Genomic DNA, 17,919 nt, shown 5'->3' with positions numbered 1-17,919 from the left:
CCTGGCGTATCGAGTAATGCCGCTATAAACGTTAAATTGTCCGACGAGCGTGCTAGTCTAGAGTGAATTGACGGGGCCATTGGCGCTGCAGTTGTTTACCCTTGGGAACTGATTCATGGCGCATTATTCAATGCGGGGGTGTACGCGTGCAGGCCGAGGAAAAAGTGTGCGTCTCGTTTCCAGCGTAAATGAATCATCAAGGGGCAGACATGGTGACGAGGGGAGTAAACGATAACAAGGCGTCGAGGGCATGGCTAGCGGTAACGATGTTACTGCTATTGATCATCACCACCTCGACCGTGCAGGCGAATCCACGTTACGCAGGTATTGTGGTCGATCTTGATAACGGTGAAGTTTTATACGCAGAAAATGTGGATGCACCGCGTTATCCTGCTTCGCTGACCAAAATGATGACGCTGTACATGACCTTTGAGGCGCTGGAAAGCGGCACTTTAACGCTCAATGAACCCCTCGCTGTTTCTGCCCAGGCCGCGGCTATGCCCGCTACCAAGTTATGGCTTTCTGCGGGCAGCACTATTCCTGTCGATACCGCTATCCGCGCCCTGGCTGTGCGTTCGGCGAATGATGTGGCCGTTGTGGTGGCTGAAGCGTTGGGCGGTAGCGAGCAGCGCTTTGCGCGGCTTATGACCGAAAAGGCGCGAGAGTTAGGTATGACGGCCACGACCTTCCGCAATGCCTCGGGACTTCCTGATGACCAGCAAATCACCTCCGCGCGGGACATGCTCACGCTCTCGGTGCGTGTCATGCAAGATTTTCCACAGTATTACCACTATTTTGGGCTTCAGGAATTTACCTATCGGGATAAGCGTCATACCAGCCATAATCGTCTGGTACGTGACTATCCCGGCGCCGATGGTTTAAAAACCGGCTTTATTCGTGCCTCTGGCTTTAACGTAGCGACGACAGCGGCGCATGACGGCCGCCGTTTAGTCGCCATTGTAATGGGCGGCTTTAGCGCTGCATCGCGTGACACTCATATGGCCAATTTATTGGACAGAGGCTTTATGCGCGCTGAGCTGCGCGATCATCGTACGTGGATCGCCAATACCAGTTTTTCTCAGGAGTTTATGGGGTTTGGTGGTTCTACACCTCCCGTGGCTCCTCCCGAGGTGCCAACACCCGCGCCAAGCCAAATGCTTGCCAGTATTGAAACGACCGCGCTGTCACCTGCCCCCAGTACTAGTGTAGATGAGCAACTGGCCACGATCACCGTTGAAGGCCCAGCCGAGGGAGCTCGCGCGTCTAACGCTGACCCTTTGCAGGCCTTTATTCAAAGTGAGCGCTTGGTGGAAGCCCCCCCGACCGGCGCCTGGGGTATCCAAGTGGGTGCATTTAGCCAGCAAGGGCAGGCTCAGCAGCTGGCACAACAAGCGGCCCAACGCTTAACGCAAAATTTAGCCGGGCGCGTAGAGGTGGACACGCTTGAAGGTCAAACGCCGGTATACCGTGCTCGCCTGGTGGCTTTGGATGAGCGCCGCGCCCGTGAGGCCTGCCGTGAACTACAACTGCAAGGCATGGAGTGCATGGTGGTCAACGCAAGCCTTTAAGCCTTCTTTTAAATGTAAAAAAACCCCACCAGCATAAAGCTGGTGGGGTTTTTTATGGTTGATGCCACGACCCACAACGGCTTTTCACCCATGCACGCGTACGCGCACAACCGCTTAGGCAAAGGCGTACGCGTTCATTGCCAGCACGCCATGCTCAACACTGCGGTGGAGCGGTGTGACATCACCGCCTGCGCCCATGGCCACCAGTAACGGCTGAAAATGCTCGGGCGTTGGATGGTTTCTGCTCGCTTCAGGGGCCGCTTGCCAGGCAAGCAACGCCTCACGGTCATTGTTCACAAGCTGGGTATCGACCCACTCTGCAAAAGTGCCGACCCAGTTGGGCATTGGGTTATCGAGCGGCATGGTTTCGTAAAGGTTATGGGTCAGGCTGCCCGACCCGATTACCAGAATGCCTTCTTCACGCAGTGGTGCTAGGCGCTTGCCTAGGTCAATCAGCTTGTCGTTGGACCAACGCACAGGCAGCGATAGCGTAACGACAGGAATATCCGCCTTGGGAAACATCAACGAAAGAGGTGCCCAGGTGCCGTGGTCGAATCCTCGTTCCACTTCTGAGGCACCCAGTAATTTGGCCAAGCGGTTGGCCAGTGCAGGCTCGCCAGGTGCCGGGTACTGCTGCTCGAACAGTTCGCGGGGAAAACCGCCGAAGTCATGAAGGGTTTCTGGCCAAGGGCTGGTACTGACTTTCAGTGTCTGACTTTCCCAGTGCGCCGAAACCACAATGATCGCCTTGGGCGTCAGTCGCTTGCCCAGCGCACGTAAAAAGTGATGGGCAGGGGTCGGGGTGAGGATCAGCATGGGAGAGCCGTGGGATATAAAAAGACTGGGTAGCATAACAACGTCTCCTGGCAGAAGGCCCCGGCAGTTAGCGGGGCGCGAGCAAAGGTATGGCGGAGAAAATTTGATAAATAAAAGTCGCTAGGGTGCGCCTAAAGCGATTAGCTAACGCGGGGATTCAGTGTAAAGCTGCCGCCGCCTAAGCCAGCCTGCACGAGCAGGGCAACGGTCCAGAACGCTGGGAATTCCCAACCACCACCCGCATTGGAAAACATCCAGCCGTTGCCAAGATGCACGGACGTAGCACCCAGCAATAAAGGAATCATCGCAAGGCTAATCCAGCGCGTATAAATACCCAGAATCAAGGCCAGGCCGCCGCCAACTTCGCCCAGAATCGTTAAGTAGGCTATAAAGCTTGGCAGGCCCAGTGACTCAAAGTAGCCGACCGTGCCTGGCAGGGTAAACACAAACACTTTGGTCAGGCCATGGGCGAGTGCCATCACGCCAAGTGATATGCGCAGCAGCGCGATGGCGTGGGGCTGAAGATTGGTGCTCATGGTGGAAGTAGATGCATTCATGGGATATCTCCATTGGGCTGTGGTGCAAGTGCAATGGAGATACTTTACGTCCGTTTGCGGCAGAGATAATCCACGCGTATTAGACATCACTGTTGCGAAATAGGCGACAATCCCATCTCCTGTTCCCAGTGAGGCGGGCTGCCCCACGCATCCGCTAACACTTCAATAAACCGTTCTACCTTGGCCGGTAAAAAGCGCCGCGCAGGGTAAATAGCATGAATATCCAGCATTTTAGGAGGGATCTGTGGCAGTACCTGAACCAGGCGCCCAGCGATAATGCTCTCCGTTACCAAAAAGCTGGGTTGATGAGCGATACCGATGCCTGCCTCGGCGGCATGGGTTAAAACATCGCCATTGTTGCTTTCAAGCGGGCCTTGGGGTGTCAGCGTCATATTCTCAAAACGCCAGTCGTTATTGGCTAAACCGCTGCGGTAACGCAGGCAGCGGTGGTGCGAAAGCGCCTCAGCGTTTGCCGGCACGCCATGGGTTTCAAGGTACGCCGGAGATGCGCAAAACAGCATTTGACAGCGTGTCAGACGCCTGGCAACCAGGCTTGAGTCGGGCAGGCTGCCAATACGAATGGCCACATCGTAGCCCTCTTCGAGAAGATCCACGCGGCGGTCACTTAAATCCAGGCGTACATCCAGGCCAGGATACGCCACCATAAAGCGCGCTACCAGCGGGGAGAGGTGACGCATGCCAAAACTCATGGGGCCGTTGATGCGCAAACGGCCGCTTATTTCAGAAATACCGCTGCCTACGTCGGCGGCAGCCTCATCAAGCGCCTGTAAAATTGCTTGGGCATGCGCAAGGTAGCGCTCGCCCACGGCGGTTAAATGCAGGCGTCGCGTGGTGCGCTGAATAAGCCGCACCCCGAGCGTCTCTTCAAGGGCCATGACAATGCGCGATACCCGCGTGCGGGAAAGATCCAGCGCCTCGGCGGCCCGCGTGTAGCTGCCAAGCTCGGCAACTTTCACAAAGGCGGCAATATGGTCGAGCTGGTTCATGGTCGAGCAAACGCCCGTGCGGCCTGGTAAGGGTCAGGCTGGCCACAAATGGCGGAGATAACCGCCAAGCCATTGGCACCGGCTGCAACGACCTGCTGGGTGTGATCAGCCTTTAGCCCGCCGATGGCCACGCTTGGCAAGGTGCAGGCCGCGGCTAGCTGAGCCAGGCCTTCAAACCCTAACGGTTTAGCATGGTCCTGCTTGCTTTGGGTGGCAAACACCGGGCCCAGGCCCACGTAGTCGAGCAGTGCTACGGGGGCTGCGTGAAGCTGCTCAAGGGTATTAATCGAAAGCCCGATGATTGCCTCTGGCCCCATGGCCGTGCGCGCCTCTTGAGCCGCTGTATCGCTTTGGCCGACATGCAGCCCATCGGCGCCGCTTTGCAAGGCAACGTTCAAGCGGTCGTTAATCACCAGTGGTACCCCGCTACCCGCCAGGGCGGCTTTCAAGCGCTTGGCCTGTTCAATCATGTCGGTATCGCTTGCGTGTTTATCGCGCAGTTGAACAAAACTGACGCCCCCTTTGACGGCCTCAATAACGGTGCGCTCTAGCCCTGCGGCTTGACAGAGTTGAGCGTCAGTGACCAGATAAAGCGAAAGATCAAAACGCATTAGCCTTCCTCCAGCCCGGTAAACTGACGGACGTCTGTAGGTGTTAGCTGATACAAGGCGTCCAACAGGGCTACCTGAAAACTACCCGGGCCTGCCGCCTGTTGTCCAGCGCGGCTACCCGCGATAGCAAAGCTTGTAAGTGCGGCTAACGTGGCGTTCAAGGGAGCTCCGGGGCTGGCCGCTACAAAGGCGGCAACGGTGGCACTTAACGCGCAGCCAAGCGTAGTGACACGCGGCATAAGCGCGTGCCCGCCGTTCAAGCGCCAGTGCTGAGTGCCATCGGTAATAAAGTCCTGCACGCCGGTCATCGCGACAATACAGCGCTGCTGCTTGGCGAGGTTAATGGCGGCCTCACGCGCTTCATCCGTAGAGGCTGTGGCATCCACCCCACGGCCCGCGTGGGTCAAGCCGGAAAGCGTCATGATTTCTGAGGTATTGCCACGGATCACGCTGGGCTTAAAAGCCAATAGCGTTTGTGAAAGCGTTTGACGGTAGTAAGTGGCGCCCACCGCAACCGGGTCCAATACCCAGGGGGTATTGCGCTCGTTGGCCGTTTTGGCGGCAAGTTGCATACCTTCTGCCCAGTGTGGTGAAGGTGTACCGATATTGATCGAAAGTGCCCCGGCCAAGCGAGTAAACTCAGCGACTTCCTCAGTTGAATGCAGCATGGCAGGGGAAGCGCCGACAGCCAGCAGGCAGTTAGCTGTGCTGTTCATCGCTACAAAATTGGTAATACAGTGCACTAACGGCGTGGTGCGTTGTACAGCGGAAAGCGCGTCGCTCAGCGGGAGTGATGTCATGGCCACCTCACAGCGTAGATCGGGTGTGATGACACCGCGACTTCCTACGCCGGTATTATCCGGTTCAGGTTCTAAGGGTGCATCTCAGCTTGAGCGTCTCAAGCGCCCCTGTCGTCAGGCTACTATCCTTGCCTTGGGCGGTGCTGTAAAGCGCAGGCGATGTGTAAGGGGAGGCCGGTAGGGTAAGCGGGGCTGGAATAATGGCTGCTCTGCCCTCATGGTATGTCATCACAACGGCATCATGCGGTGTGAAACGGTTAGCGATAGGCTTGTACACGGTATGGTTTTTGTCAAAGATAACCGCTCAATCAATTCATTTAACAGCATAATTCCCCACAAGGAGCCCAAGATGACTTTGCAAGGTGAACAGCATAAAGGCGTTCGTCCGGCCCCTGCGCAAACCCAAGGGTTTCGCTTAAACCATACGATGCTGCGGGCGAAAGACCCCGAGCGTTCATTGGCCTTTTACTCCCAGGTATTTGGCATGCAGGTACTGCGTCGGCTGGATTTCGAAGAGATGCAGTTTTCGCTCTACTTTCTGGCGAACCTGGAAGCCAGCGACCAGGTACCGGAAGATACCCAGGCGCGTACAGCCTGGACCTTCAGCCAAAAGGGGCTGTTAGAACTTACCCATAACTGGGGCACCGAAGACCAGGACGATTTTGCCTACCACGATGGCAATGCCGAACCGCAGGGCTTTGGACATATCTGCTTTAGCGTACCGGACTTGGAAGCGGCCCAGGCATGGTTTGATGAGCACGATGTAACGTTCATAAAGCGGGCGGATCAAGGCAAAATGCAGGGCGTCATTTTTGTGAAAGACCCGGACGGCTACTGGATCGAAGTTATCCAGGCCGACCTAATGGCGGCGATGGGCGACTGATATGGCACACTTGCTGTTTCGGCTGCGCTACGTTACCGATGAAGAAGCCATGGAAGTCCGCTCACTACTGGCAGAACATGGTTTTGATACCTATGAAACGCAGGCCGGTTTTTTCCGCTTAGGGGTGGACGCGATCTGGCTGCGTGATGAAACCCAGCGTGAGGCGGCCGAAGCAGCACTGGCGGTGTATCAAGCCGAGCGCTTCACCAAGGCTCGGCAAGCGCACGCCGAGGCCGTGAGCCAAGGCGATGCACCTACCTTATGGCGCCGCCTGGCGGCGCATCCCTTTCAGGTCACCCTGGTAATGGTGGCGGTCGTCATGGTGGCACTGCTTACGCTGTTGCCATTTCTTGGCCTGACACGTTAATCAAGCCGCAGGTGCCCTCGTTTTAAGTAGAGCTTGACCCCTTCGCTGCCCGCGCTAAGTTGGGGAGCGGCGCCGGGAGGGTAGCGACACCAGCTGCCCGTCGGGTATTCGGTATCGCCGTCGCACAAGGTGCCTTCCAGAACAAACGCTTCCAGGCCACCGCCCAGCGTTGGGTAGACAATCGTCACGCCCGCCTCCCACCGCTCCAGGCTGGCGCGCTCTTGGCCAAAGGTATGCAGCATTTTATAGGTAATGCCTGGGCGACGGTCCGGCTGCCAAGGTAAACGGTGGGCAGGTACGGCCAGTTGAAGAATGTCATTGGCTGCAAACTGGTGAAGCTTCACCAGGATGAGCGCGCCCTCATCGCCTATGTGCGGGGTGTGGCCCGTACCGATAGGATTGCGCAGATAGGTGCCCGCGGGGTAGCGGCCGTGCTCATCACCGAACACGCCCTCTAGTACAAGAATCTCTTCCCCGCCGTCGTGGGTATGTGCGGTGAACTGGCTGTTGGGCGCGTAGCGTACCAGGCTGGTCGCTCTGGCAACTTCCTCGCCGATGCGATCAAGCATCATGCGCGTAACGCCCGCACTGGGCGAATCGACCCATTGATATTGGTCCGGCGTTACGCAAGCAAAGTGGCTAAAGTCGGCGTTAAGGCGCATGGTATTGGCTCTTTGCAGTGGGGGGATCGCGGTAGTGCAAGTCTCCTTATCCACCACCCAAAATGCAATGCATAAAAGAGCGCTTTAATGACGAGCCTTTAGGAAGGCTCGTTGCATAAAGGCGGTTTTTTTCAGGGCGTCGCTGCAAGCGTCGTCAGAATATGGTGGGCGGCCTCAATACGTGCCTGGTTGGGATAATTGCGGTTGGCGAGCATCACGATGCCTATTTGCTGGCTGGGTACAAAGGCGACATAAGCGCCAAAGCCATTGGTTGAGCCCGTCTTGTTAAACCACGCCTCGTCATCTGCCGGTAACGGTGGTTGAAGCTGCTCGGCCTCGTTAGCCTCCAGCACCATCTCCATCGAATTGCCTGCTTGTAGCTGGTCAAGCGAAACAGGGTAGGCATAGCGCTCCCAACCGAGGCCTTGGGTCATATCGCCCATATTGACGTAACCCATCCGGGTTGCTTCCAGTGCTTCGCGCAGCGGTTCATCCACCGCTGAGTTGTCCATGTTGGCGTTAATGAACGCTAGCATATCTGCGCTATTCGACTTTACCCCGTAGGCCTCTGCATCCAGTACGCCGGGGTTCACCCGAATCGGCTCATCCTCTTTTGAGTACCCGAAGGCGTAGTTCGCCTGCGCGTCTTCAGGTGCCTGCAGGTAGCTGTGTTCAAGGCCGAGTGCTGAAAACACGTGCGCTTCCATCAACTGGGCGTAAGGTTTTCCAAGCCGCTGGGCGGTCAGGTAACCGAGTAATCCAATGCTCGGATTTGAATAGAGCCGATGAGTGCCTGGCGCATACGTCGGTGCCCACTGGCGGTAGTAGGCGACCATGTCGTCTTCGTTGTTGACGCTATCTGGAAACTGCAACGGCAGCCCACCCGCCGTGTAGGTGCCCAGTTCCAATAGGCTGATGTTATCAAAGGCGCTTCCTTCAAGGGCTGGCAGGTACTGGCTGGCGGGGTCGGAAAGTGACAGAGCACCGCTGGCCTGAGCGTAAGCCGCCAGCGTCGCCGTAAACGTCTTGCTGACGGAGCCCAGCTCAAACAGCGTATCGGTAGTTACCGGCACGCCAGCCTCTTGATCGGCGACCCCATAATTAAAGTAATAGGGTGTGCCCCTAACGCTCACCGCTACGGCCATGCCCGGGATACTGTGCGCGTCCATCAAGGCTACGATAGTGTCGTTGACCACCGACGCCACCGGCAGACTGCGCGGATCATCATTCGCATAGCCAAAAGCGCTGATAAGAAACGAACCTGCCACAATAAGCGCATTCTTTGCTGTTAACATCTTGTTCATCAGAAAACCCGTTACGTGTTGTTGATTAACATCGGGCGTTGGCCCCGCTGATTCGTTGCTTACGTTACGGCGAACCGTACAAGGTGACAAACAGCGATATTTTGCATAAGCCATTAGAAAAATTTGGGGGTCTGTGTCGTGCGTCCCTACTTACCACTAAAAGCCCTGCGCGCCTTTGAAGCGTCGGCCAGGCACCTGAGTTTTACCCGAGCGGCTGCCGAGCTGTGCATGACGCAAGCGGCCGTTAGTCATCACGTAAAATTGCTGGAAGGCCAGTTGAAGGTAGCACTGTTCACCCGCCTGCCGCGCGGGCTGATGTTAACGCAAGAGGGCGAAATGCTACTGCCGGTCCTCAAGGCGTCGTTTGATCAGATTACACACACGCTGGATCAATTAGGCGAGCAGAACTATCGGGAGGTATTGAATGTGGGCGCGGTGGGCACGTTCGCCGTCGGCTGGTTGCTGCCCAGGCTTGCTGACTTTCAGGAGCGCTATCCGTTTATTGATCTGCGCCTTTCGACCCATAACAATCGCACGGATATGGCCGCGGACGGGTTTGACTTTGCTATCCGCTTTGGAACGGGCGCTTGGCACGGTATTGCGGCCCAGCCCTTGTTGCCAGCCTCGCTGTCGGTCATGTGCACGCCCGACATCGCCACCCGGCTAAAGACGCCGGCCGATGTCGTGGGTGAAACATGGCTACGCTCTTATCGCACCGATGAGTGGACGCAGTGGCTACTGGCGGCGGGGTTATCCAGCAGTGTTTCTGTGCCAAGAAGTATCGTGTTTGACTCTTCTATTGCCATGATAGAAGCCGCACAGCAGGGCGTAGGCATTGCCCTGGCGCCGCCTTCAATGTTCTCACGCCCGCTCACCAGCGGTGCTTTGGTACAACCGTTCAGCACCGCGGTGAGTTTAGGCGGGTACTGGCTGACGCGCTTACAATCGCGGCCAGAAACCCAGGCCATGGCCTGTTTTAGAGAGTGGCTGACCCTGGCAACCAATGCCTAGTGGCTATGGCTATGCTCGCTGTGATCATGCCCGTGGTCATGGTCATGATCGTCATGTGTATGGTCGTGGCCGTCATGCGCATGGTCATCATGGCCCGGCTGGGCCAGTGCGTCGTGCAGCACTACCGCATTGTGGCGCATCATGCCAAGGTAGGTGCTCGCTTCGCCCTCGGAAGAAAGCGCATCGGCATACAGTGTTCCGGCAATCGGCAGGCTCGTCTCTTCAGAAAGCTGCTGAATGACCGCAGGATTGGTCATGTTTTCATGGAACAGGGCTTGTACGTTCTGGTCGTTGATCACGTCCACCAGCTCGGCCATGCTGGCGCCGCTGGGTTCTACTTCGGTCGATAAGCCGGTAGGTGCCAAAAAGTTGACGCCGTAAGCATTCGAGAAGTAGCCAAAGGAGTCGTGGCCAGTAATCACGCTGGTTGAGGCCGGGATTTCGCTGATGAGCTCACGAATTTCAGCATCGACTTCTGCCATGCTGGCCAGGTAGTTATCGGCGTTAGCCCGGTACTCATCGGCGTTAGCCTCATCGGCCTCAATCAGGCCGTCACGGATATTGGCAACGTAAATCCGCGTTTGGGCCATATCCTGCCAGGCATGAGGATCAAATTCACCATGCGCATGGTCGTGGTCGTGATCATGGTCATGCCCATGGTCGTGATCGTGGTCGTGTCCATGATCATGGTAGTCGAGCTTGTTAATGCCATCGGTGGCCGTTATCAATGCGCCGTTGTAGCCGCTGGATTCAATGAGCCGCTCCATCCAGCCTTCGAACAGTAGGCCGTTGAACACCACAAGGTCCGCTTCTGTCAGTGCGCGTGCATCGCTTGGGCGAGGGGAGTAGACGTGCGAATCACCGTCAGGCCCCACCAGCGATGTTACTTCAACGTGCTCGCCGCCCACGTTCTCGACCATATCGGCCAGGATGGAGAAGCTTGTCACCACCTGAACACGGTCTGCTGCGATGGCCGCGGGCAGTGCCAACATGGCGGATACACCAACCAATAAGCGCGAAGATAACCGTAAAGACATACCGACTCCTGTTGAATGATGTTACGTAGATGCCTCAGCGCTGAGCGGGGCTGTTTTACGCCTTAGCCGGGCAGCCAGACTGTGGTAGCGCCCAAACATCGCCGAGAAAAGATAGCCCACGCCGGCCAGCAGAATAATGCTGGGCCCCGAGGGAATATCCAGATGAAAAGAGAGCAGCAAGCCACCGGTACTGGCGACCATGGCGATCACGACGGCAATCGCCATTAGCCCCTCAAGGCGCCTGCTCCAAAAACGCGCGGCGGTGGCGGGCAGCATCATTAAACCCACCGCCATCATCGTGCCCAGCGTTTGAAAGCCCGCCGTCATGTTGAGTACCAGCAAGGCTAAAAACACGCTATGCACCCAGCCGTTGCGGCGGTTTTGGCCGCGTAAAAAAAGCGGGTCCAAACACTCCACCACCAGTGCGCGGAAGATGATGGCCAGGGTCACCAAAATCAGCGTGCTGATGCCTGCAATCAGTAGTAATGCGGTGGCGTTAACGGCCAAAATCGACCCAAACAGAACATGGGTTAAATCAACGCTGCTGCCACCCATAGAGATCAGCATGACCCCCGCCGCCAGCGAGATAATAAAAAAGCTCGCCATGGCCGCATCTTCACGCTGGCCGCCTATCTTCGATACAGCTCCGGCAAGTAGCGCCACCATTAACCCGCACAATACGCCGCCAATACTCATAATGGGCAGCGAGAACCCGGCCAGTAGAAAGCCGATTGCCACGCCTGGCATAATGGCGTGCGCCAAGGCATCGCCAATCAGGCTCATGCCGCGTAGCACCAGAAAAACGCCCAAGGGCGGGGCCGCAATGGACAGCGCTAACCCGCCGACTACCGCGCGGCGCATAAAGCCATAATCAAACGGCGCAATTAGCCACGTGTTAAGCAGTTCCAGCATGGTGCTCCCCCAGTGTAAAAGGTACTGCCTGGGCGGGCAGTGGCTGATGATGTAGTTCACTGGGTGCCACCCAGCGGGCATGGCCGCCGTTTAACATCAATATTTCATCGGCCAAGCGGCGTAAATGGTCCATATCGTGCAGAACAATAATAATCGTCGTACCGTCATCGGCCATCTGGCGCAGGATACGGATTAAAATATCGACCGTGTCGCTGTCCACGTTGGCAAAAGGCTCATCCAGCAGTAACAGCTCGGCTTCCTGCATCAACGTACGCCCAATCAAGGCCCGCTGGCGCTGGCCACCGGAAAGCTCGCCTAACGGGCGGTGAGCCAAGTGCGAAATACCCAAGCGCGCCATGATGTCGCGACCTTTACGGTAGTGCGCCGCACAGTAGCCTTTTAGTGCCCCATGGCTTGGCCAACTGCCGGTCATGACCAACTCCTCCACGCTCATGGGAAAGGTTAAGTCCAGCGCCAACTGCTGGGGCAGCCAGGCACGGCGCTCAGAAGGAACGCTGCATATGACGTTGCCACCTGCCGGGCGAAGTTCGCCCATAATGGCCTGGATCAGAGTGCTTTTACCGGCCCCATTGGCACCCACTAACGCCGTAATAGCCCCCGGCCTGATATCGCCATCCACATGCTCAAGCACGGTGCGATGCCCCTGGGCCAAGTGCAAATTCTTAAGCTGTAAGCGTGATGTTGTGCGCTGACTCATTTAGGCCACCCACCAGCCCACACCACCAGCGCCCACAGCGCCACAAGCGGTATCGTCACCAGTAGCAGCCGTTTCGTGGCCGACAATGACATTAAAGAGAAGTGGCAAGGCCCCTCCCGGTTATGGCGGTGCGTGCGATGACTCACAGAGTACCCTCTTAATAATAGAATAAGTTATAACATAACAATTGGCGAAGCCAAAAAAATTGCTGAATATTTTACGTGCTTACCGCGTCGTGACAATGACAAACGCGCTCACACACTCATCCCAAAGTAACTTATCCACAGGGCGTTTTAGTAACGCCATGTAGCGCTAATCTGCTGGGGAGAGACCAGCAGCGCATATTCACCGTCCATCGTCACTGGGCCAAGCGAAACGCGGGCGGGCTGAAAACGGTTAATAGCGGATGACGCCTGGTTGGGCTGGGTCCAAATCTGAAGCTCATTGACCAGCATGCCCATGGCAAAGTTCATCGCCCCGTCGCGCTCGCGGCCATCGGCCGCAATAATACCGCCCGCAATGCTGTTGATCACCAGTGAGTTCACCCGCTCACCCCAGCCACGGCGTGCCCGCTCGGCCTGGGCAAGTTCCAACCCTAGCGCTTGCACACCGCTTAGCTCACCACGGGCTTTTAAACGCTCGTACTGCGCCAACGCCGCTTGGTGTGGCTGGCTATCCAGCAACACCCCGCCAAGCGCCAAGGCTGATTTCACCACACCGATCCGCGCATCAAAACGGTCATCGCGGTCGCTTGCTTCGCTTGCCTGGTAAGCATCCACCACAAGGCTTGCGCCATAAATACCTGTCCACCCCCACTCCCACACATTGGCCTGCCGCGCACCGCGCTCAAATACATCGTCGTAACCCGCCCACTCATCGGTTGTTTGCGCCAAGGCTGGCAGTGCCACAACGCACAGCAGTACGCCTAAAAGAGGGTGTAAACGCATCGGGAAAGTCCTGTCATCAAAGGGGGATGGCATTAAGCGTAGCATGTACTGGAAGGGGATTTTCACGGAAGCCTGACGTTACGTATGACTAAGGTCAATGGCGCTTAAAGGCGAAGGATGGTTAGATGTTGAAAAGAGCAAGAGGCGCCCATAATTGAAATTAACGCTAGCGTTCAGCTTTAAGCAAAAGAGCCTCGATGGAGGCTCTTTGAAATAACAGTGCTGGAACCGCTTATTTATCCTTGTCCCAGTGTTCAAAGGCGCGCTTGTCGTCGGGGAGCCGGACAATGTCACCGATGTTGAGATCAGGAAGGCCTTTAAGATGGTGGCCTTTGGTGTCCATGATGGCGGCAACGCTGCCAATACTCACGGCGTCTTCTTCTCGGTAGGCTTCCACTTTTACGTGAACAATGTGGCCTTGGTAGCGGGCGGATAAAATATCGCCGGTGCCAATGCGGGCGTGTTCATGATGGTCGTTAGCAAACAGTTTGGATACGCTGTCTTTGCCGGGGTCTTCCCATTCGATATGTCGATGCATCGTGGTTTCCTTGTAAGTGGGCCGAAAAACACAAGTGTAGTTTGGTTTTTATTAGTTTTGCTAGTTATTGGTTAATGGGACCTTTGCCAATATGCTGAAACATAAAGGTTAAGGCCGCAGGTAGGCTGGCACGCCAAACGCGCCAAGTGTGCCCGCCGGGGTAGAGGTCCAAGCGTACATCATTAGGCTGAATGCGTTCCATGGCTTGGCGTAGCTTACGGGCGTGAAACTCGGCGTCGTACACATCGCTGCGGCCTGCGCTAATGTAAAGTGGCACGATCGGGATGTCGCTCTCTTCTGCGCTGGGCCGGGGCGTTACGTTAATGCGATACGCTTCAAGGTAAGCGGGGTAGTTGAGCTGGTCCCATAAAGCCGTATCAAAATGGCCTTGTTCATCCAAAAACGCGGGATGGCGGTGTGCTGAGGAGTTGCTCGGCGGATACGGAAGATAGCTTGCCGGGCTTAGCGCTGCGGCGGCGGCAAACATCTCGGGCTTTTCCAGGGCAAAATTAAGCGCGCCAAACCCTCCGGCGGATAGCCCGCCTACGCCGCGAAGCGCTCGCGTGGCGCCCACTCGGTACTGGTTTTCAACATGCGGCATCAAGTCGTTAAAAAAGGCGCTGCGGGCGGCCTCATTATGGCCGTCTACCCACCAGCTGCGACTACCGGGCATGATGAAAACGGCCGGCGGAATGTGTCCAGCGCGAATCAAACGATCAGCAGTTTGGGCAAGGTTGCCCTTGGCTAGCCAGTCTCGTTCGTTGCCAAAAGAGCCATGGAGCAGATAAACCACTGGGTAAGGCTCGGCGGCAGTGGCGTCATAATGGTCGGGTAGATACACGGTGTAAGGGTAGGCGTGGCCCAGCGTGGGCGAGTCAAAGGTGGCGTAGTGCACCTCGCCAGCAACGGCGGCGTTAAACAGGCTCCATAGGCCCGCCAGGGCTGTCAGGCTGGTCAACAAGAAACGTAACAACCCGTGAAATACACTTGAAAATGAGAAGAGCGACAAACAGCCTCCGGGAATTATCGCAAGGTTATAGCGTCGTACCCCGTACCCGCCGACACTGTTCAGCGCAGGCGAATGTCAGGCATACACGGAGCAGGTATGCATAAAAGGATAGAGGAAATTTACTGGTTGCGTGCGTACGGCTGCGTGGCCGTGTTTTTATTTCATTTGCTGGACCACGTTAATCAGCGTGTGGATAACCTGGCCACCGACCTGATGCGCCTGCCGCTGGTATTGGGCACACCGATCTTTTTGTTCATTTCAGTGTTTGTGTTTGCCATGCGCTATGACAAGGCAGTGCCGCCTGGCTTTTTGGCCCAACGGGTAAAGTACGTCATGCTGCCTTATCTGGTATATGGCTTTATCTACTCGACGGCCGAGTGGGTCCGGCTGTACATGGCAGGGGAGTCGGTAGGCTTTGTCGCCAATGCGCTGGAGTACTTTGTTTTCGCCGGGTGGCACGGTTATTTCTTGATTATCGCCATGCAGTTTTATATCGCTTATTGGCTGTTTACCCGTTGGCAGCTGTGGCGCTTTAACCCGGTGCCGTGGCTGTGGGTGAGCTGTTGGGTGAGTATGGCGTACTGGGGAGTGGCGTATTGGCTGGGTGTGGCGCTGCCGGGGTATCTGCTCTGGGTAGCGCCTCTGGGCTGGATATATCTGTTCTTTCTGGCCCTGGCGCTAGTGCGTTACTACCCCTTTGATAGTGGAGCCCAGGCACCGCTGCGGCCTTTATGGATGCAGTACCTGTCGTGGCCTTTGTGGTTGGTCGTGTTGGTTTGCCTGCTGGTCGCGGCCAGTGTGGCGGGGTGGCTGCAGTTCTCATCCAAGGAAGTGTGGGTGATACCGCTGTTCATACTCTCAACGCTTGTAGCGATGCGTTATTTAAAAGACATCACAGCGCCTCGCTGGGTGCGCTATATCAACCAGTATTCGTTTGGTATTTACCTGGCGCACCCCATGTTTTTTGCCATTACCGATGCGTTGGTGATGCCGTTGGCGTTGCCTATAACGGTTTACGTGCTGCTGCTGATAGTGACGGGCGCCACGGGCTCTATCCTGCTCAGTAAAATGGCGAACACCACAAAAGCCGGGGCCATGATGTTTGGCAAGCGGCTAAAAGTGTAGGGCGTTGACGCGCTGTGCGGTGGGTTGGAAGCCGAGAGGGGCGCTCTATGTCTTTCATGCACCAATTAGGTGCGCTTATGCTTGTGTTTGATCTATTTTGGGTCAAAAAAACAGGTCCGTGTGTGTTTAAAAGCCTCGGGAAATACTTATGCGTCATAGAGAGGCATGCAGACGCAGCTTTTATATGCCTTAAAACAACAGGTTAGTAATTGTTTCGGTCATGTTGGTGCAGGATTGGCATGTTCTCTGCATTATATTTGTCAGCGGCTAGCCACCGTAGGCAGATGCCTCTCGGCGTGCTACAACAATAGCCGGTTTGAAATGATCGCTAGGCGATGTGTGATTCAATTTCAGGCAAATGTTAAGCGAACAAAAAGGATAGGCCTGTCAGGCACGTACTTTATTGAATGACGGGGTTTGTCTAATAACACTTTTATCGATAGCTTACTGTTACATGCTTTAAGCCACGCCCATATCGGAGGCACAATGTCAGCCAAGACTCTCGCGCTAATTGAAGAACATGATGTTAAGTGGGTGGACCTGCGTTTCACCGATACTCGTGGTAAAGAGCAGCACGTTACCGTGCCTGCCCGCGATGTAGACGAAGAGTTCTTCGAAAATGGTCAAATGTTCGATGGCTCCTCAATCGAGGGCTGGAAAGGCATTAACGAATCCGACATGATCCTGCGCCCGGAAGATGGCACTGCTTTCCTCGACCCCTTCACCGAAGACGCTACTCTGATTTTGCGTTGCGATATCATTGAGCCAGCCACGATGCAGGGCTATGATCGTGACCCGCGTTCTATTGCTAAGCGCGCTGAGGCGTACCTGGAGTCCACAGGCCTGGGCGATACTGCTTTCTTCGGTCCGGAGCCTGAGTTCTTTATTTTTGACGAAGTACATTGGAAGTCTGATATTCAGGGTTCCATGTACAAGATTTCTTCCGACGAGGGCGCCTGGGCGACCAGTAATCAGGTAGAGGGCGGCAACCTGGGGCACCGTCCGCGCGTTAAAGGCGGTTACTTCCCGGTTCCTCCGGTCGACAGCTTCCACGATATCCGTGGCGCTATGTGTAACACCCTGGAAGCGATTGGTCAGACCGTTGAAGTTCACCACCACGAAGTGGCGAATGCGGGGCAGAACGAGATCGGCGTTAAATTCAATACGCTGGTGAAGAAGGCGGACGAAGTTCAGGAAATGAAGTACGTGATCCACAACGTGGCCCACGCGTACGGCAAAACCGCGACCTTCATGCCCAAGCCGCTGGTTGGCGACAACGGTTCTGGTATGCATATTCACCAGTCGTTCTGGAAAGATGGTCAGAACCAGTTTGCCGGTGATGAATACGCAGGCCTGTCGGAAATGGCGCTGTATTACATCGGCGGTGTGATCAAGCACGCACGCGCTCTGAACGCCTTCACCAACGCCTCTACCAACTCGTACAAGCGTTTGGTGCCGGGGTTTGAAGCGCCGGTTATGCTGGCTTACAGCGCCCGTAACCGTTCCGCCTCTATCCGGATTCCCTATACGGTCAGCCCCAAAGGCAAGCGCGTTGAAACCCGCTTCCCTGACCCGACCGCTAACCCGTACCTGTCGTTTGCTGCCCTGCTAATGGCAGGTATCGACGGCATCAAGAACAAGATTCATCCTGGCGATGCCATGGACAAGAACCTGTACGACCTGCCGCCAGAAGAAGGCAAGTTGGTACCGACCGTTGCCAACAGCCTGGACCAGGCTCTGGAAGCGCTCGACGCTGACCGTGCGTTCCTGACCGAAGGTGGCGTGTTCACCGACGATATGATTGATGCCTATATCGAACTCAAGATGGAAGAAGTGGAGCGTATTCGCATGACCACGCACCCTATCGAATTTGATATGTACTACAGCTGCTAATCGCGTTTTGACGCGATAGCCCTAAAACCCCGCTTCGGCGGGGTTTTTTATTGCACTTAACCAGTGAGAGGGTGCGCCTTAACGGTACTCCATGCACTAAAATAGTGCATGTGGTGGATCGCACCATGGCAGGTTGCGCGCTTAACGCTCGTTG

The 17,919-nt window shown here is 55.9% G+C and carries 19 protein-coding genes and 1 riboswitch; of the genes, 6 read left to right on the top strand and 13 right to left on the bottom strand.

What is annotated here, in order from left to right; translation table 11 throughout:
- The first annotated feature begins 266 nt into the window (after nucleotides 1-266).
- Nucleotides 267-1,568, top strand: coding sequence for a D-alanyl-D-alanine carboxypeptidase family protein (locus ACT3TY_RS09305; RefSeq protein ID WP_444628001.1), 1,302 nt, complete (start codon nucleotides 267-269; stop codon nucleotides 1,566-1,568).
- Nucleotides 1,569-1,682: 114 nt separating this feature from the next.
- Here the strand turns inward: ACT3TY_RS09305 and ACT3TY_RS09300 are convergent, their stop codons facing one another.
- From ACT3TY_RS09300 to thiM, 5 genes are all read right to left on the bottom strand, one after another.
- A complete protein-coding gene (locus ACT3TY_RS09300; protein WP_444627999.1) occupies nucleotides 1,683-2,420 on the bottom strand; it encodes a DODA-type extradiol aromatic ring-opening family dioxygenase in 738 nt (245 codons plus the stop codon).
- A gap of 104 nt (nucleotides 2,421-2,524) precedes the next feature.
- Nucleotides 2,525-2,941: a DoxX family protein gene (locus tag ACT3TY_RS09295; RefSeq protein ID WP_444627998.1), complete on the bottom strand. Its 417-nt coding sequence runs from the start codon at nucleotides 2,939-2,941 to the stop codon at nucleotides 2,525-2,527.
- 86 nt (nucleotides 2,942-3,027) lie between these two features.
- The gene (locus ACT3TY_RS09290) at nucleotides 3,028-3,948 is read right to left on the bottom strand and encodes a LysR substrate-binding domain-containing protein (RefSeq protein ID WP_444627997.1); all 921 of its coding nucleotides are present in this window, start codon (nucleotides 3,946-3,948) and stop codon (nucleotides 3,028-3,030) included.
- A complete protein-coding gene (thiE, locus tag ACT3TY_RS09285; protein ID WP_444627996.1) occupies nucleotides 3,945-4,559 on the bottom strand; it encodes a thiamine phosphate synthase in 615 nt (204 codons plus the stop codon). Before thiE ends, ACT3TY_RS09290 begins: the two co-directional genes overlap by 4 nt.
- On the bottom strand, nucleotides 4,559-5,359 hold the full coding sequence (gene thiM, locus ACT3TY_RS09280; RefSeq protein ID WP_444627995.1) for a hydroxyethylthiazole kinase: 801 nt from the start codon (nucleotides 5,357-5,359) through the stop codon (nucleotides 4,559-4,561). The genes thiE and thiM overlap by 1 nt, the downstream gene beginning before the upstream one ends.
- A gap of 24 nt (nucleotides 5,360-5,383) precedes the next feature.
- Nucleotides 5,384-5,479, bottom strand: a riboswitch (TPP riboswitch).
- A gap of 229 nt (nucleotides 5,480-5,708) precedes the next feature.
- Between thiM and gloA the strand changes: the two genes are divergently transcribed.
- Both gloA and ACT3TY_RS09270 read left to right on the top strand, forming a co-directional pair.
- On the top strand, nucleotides 5,709-6,242 hold the full coding sequence (gene gloA / locus ACT3TY_RS09275; protein WP_087108912.1) for a lactoylglutathione lyase: 534 nt from the start codon (nucleotides 5,709-5,711) through the stop codon (nucleotides 6,240-6,242).
- A 1-nt stretch (nucleotide 6,243) separates the two neighbouring features.
- A complete protein-coding gene (locus tag ACT3TY_RS09270; RefSeq protein WP_087108910.1) occupies nucleotides 6,244-6,609 on the top strand; it encodes a DUF6164 family protein in 366 nt (121 codons plus the stop codon).
- On the opposite strand, the gene ACT3TY_RS09265 is transcribed toward ACT3TY_RS09270, so the two are convergent.
- Both ACT3TY_RS09265 and ampC read right to left on the bottom strand, forming a co-directional pair.
- Nucleotides 6,606-7,271, bottom strand: a complete 666-nt coding sequence (locus tag ACT3TY_RS09265) for a cupin domain-containing protein (RefSeq protein ID WP_444627994.1) — start codon at nucleotides 7,269-7,271, stop codon at nucleotides 6,606-6,608. The genes ACT3TY_RS09270 and ACT3TY_RS09265 overlap by 4 nt on opposite strands.
- Nucleotides 7,272-7,402: 131 nt before the next feature.
- Nucleotides 7,403-8,566, bottom strand: a complete 1,164-nt coding sequence (gene ampC, locus ACT3TY_RS09260) for a class C beta-lactamase (protein WP_444628000.1) — start codon at nucleotides 8,564-8,566, stop codon at nucleotides 7,403-7,405.
- 147 nt (nucleotides 8,567-8,713) lie between these two features.
- Here ampC and ACT3TY_RS09255 point away from each other — a divergent pair, with 147 nt between their 5' ends.
- Nucleotides 8,714-9,586, top strand: a complete 873-nt coding sequence (locus tag ACT3TY_RS09255; RefSeq protein ID WP_444627993.1) for a LysR family transcriptional regulator — start codon at nucleotides 8,714-8,716, stop codon at nucleotides 9,584-9,586.
- Here ACT3TY_RS09255 and ACT3TY_RS09250 read toward each other — a convergent pair.
- The 6 genes from ACT3TY_RS09250 to ACT3TY_RS09225 all read right to left on the bottom strand — a co-directional run bounded on the left by ACT3TY_RS09250 (nucleotide 9,583) and on the right by ACT3TY_RS09225 (nucleotide 14,678).
- Nucleotides 9,583-10,623 (bottom strand): metal ABC transporter substrate-binding protein, encoded by a 1,041-nt coding sequence (locus ACT3TY_RS09250; protein WP_444627992.1) that lies wholly within the window; start codon nucleotides 10,621-10,623, stop codon nucleotides 9,583-9,585. The genes ACT3TY_RS09255 and ACT3TY_RS09250 overlap by 4 nt on opposite strands.
- Nucleotides 10,624-10,644: 21 nt before the next feature.
- Complete coding sequence (locus ACT3TY_RS09245; RefSeq protein ID WP_172117693.1) at nucleotides 10,645-11,535, bottom strand: metal ABC transporter permease; 891 nt, start codon at nucleotides 11,533-11,535, stop codon at nucleotides 10,645-10,647.
- Complete coding sequence (locus tag ACT3TY_RS09240) at nucleotides 11,519-12,253, bottom strand: metal ABC transporter ATP-binding protein (RefSeq protein WP_444627991.1); 735 nt, start codon at nucleotides 12,251-12,253, stop codon at nucleotides 11,519-11,521. The genes ACT3TY_RS09245 and ACT3TY_RS09240 overlap by 17 nt, the downstream gene beginning before the upstream one ends.
- A 293-nt stretch (nucleotides 12,254-12,546) precedes the next feature.
- A complete protein-coding gene (locus tag ACT3TY_RS09235; protein WP_172117691.1) occupies nucleotides 12,547-13,200 on the bottom strand; it encodes a hypothetical protein in 654 nt (217 codons plus the stop codon).
- Nucleotides 13,201-13,432: 232 nt separating this feature from the next.
- Entirely contained in the window at nucleotides 13,433-13,738 is a 306-nt protein-coding gene (locus tag ACT3TY_RS09230; protein WP_193053628.1) for a hypothetical protein, read from the bottom strand.
- Nucleotides 13,739-13,802: 64 nt separating this feature from the next.
- Entirely contained in the window at nucleotides 13,803-14,678 is an 876-nt protein-coding gene (locus ACT3TY_RS09225; protein ID WP_406565426.1) for an alpha/beta hydrolase, read from the bottom strand.
- A 165-nt stretch (nucleotides 14,679-14,843) separates the two neighbouring features.
- Here ACT3TY_RS09225 and ACT3TY_RS09220 point away from each other — a divergent pair, with 165 nt between their 5' ends.
- Both ACT3TY_RS09220 and glnA read left to right on the top strand, forming a co-directional pair.
- A complete protein-coding gene (locus ACT3TY_RS09220) occupies nucleotides 14,844-15,872 on the top strand; it encodes an acyltransferase family protein (protein WP_172117683.1) in 1,029 nt (342 codons plus the stop codon).
- Nucleotides 15,873-16,358: 486 nt separating this feature from the next.
- Nucleotides 16,359-17,765: a glutamate--ammonia ligase gene (gene glnA / locus ACT3TY_RS09215; protein ID WP_172117682.1), complete on the top strand. Its 1,407-nt coding sequence runs from the start codon at nucleotides 16,359-16,361 to the stop codon at nucleotides 17,763-17,765.
- The last annotated feature ends 154 nt before the right edge of the window (nucleotides 17,766-17,919 follow it).

It is taken from the genome of Halomonas sp. AOP22-C1-8, assembly GCF_052378905.1.
Taxonomy (GTDB): Bacteria; Pseudomonadota; Gammaproteobacteria; order Pseudomonadales; family Halomonadaceae; genus Vreelandella; species Vreelandella citrativorans.
This window is presented reverse-complemented; position numbering and strand designations above follow the sequence as displayed.